Raw genomic sequence first — 500 nt, forward strand, 5'->3', positions numbered from 1 at the left:
GCTTCTCAAAGTTTATAGTCAATTGAGTGTTCCTTTGACTCGAAAAGTCTCTAAAGAGGCACTTGTGATCTTTGAAGGGCGTAAATATTCAGTGCCGGTTAAATATATTGGACAGACCGTAACCTGTGAAAAAGAACAAGAGGACCTTAAAGTCTATTGTGACCAACGCTTGATTGCTCGTCATCCTTTAAGCGACCGTCCCTTTAATTATCGCCGTGAAGATTACGTTGAAATTCTTAAATCAGATGTCTTCAAACATCTTGAAGAAGATGAACTAGAGGCTTATGTGGATGAGAATCTTCAAGCCTACGATTTATTGTGAAGGGAGCGCTTATGACAACTTATCATCAATTACTCAACCAATTGGACCATTTAAAACTCGATCGTGTGCGTCAGCTCTTACCAGAGTTCTTAGATGAGCATGCGGATATTTCCTTAGTAGAGGGCCTTCATGAACTCTTGAGTGAAGAACTTCGTGAACGAGAAGCGCTCCTTCAGGA

General features: G+C 40.8%; 1 protein-coding gene. It reads left to right on the forward strand.

Features of this window, described 5'->3' with window-relative positions:
• Nucleotides 1-322 (forward strand): Mu transposase domain-containing protein (locus tag LA04_RS00450; RefSeq protein ID WP_047650050.1); only part of this gene is annotated, 322 nt, incomplete at its 5' end.
• Nucleotides 323-500: the final 178 nt, after the last annotated feature.

This window comes from Enterobacter sp. UCD-UG_FMILLET, from assembly GCF_000762975.1.
Taxonomy (GTDB): domain Bacteria; phylum Pseudomonadota; class Gammaproteobacteria; order Enterobacterales; family Enterobacteriaceae; genus Enterobacter; species Enterobacter dykesii.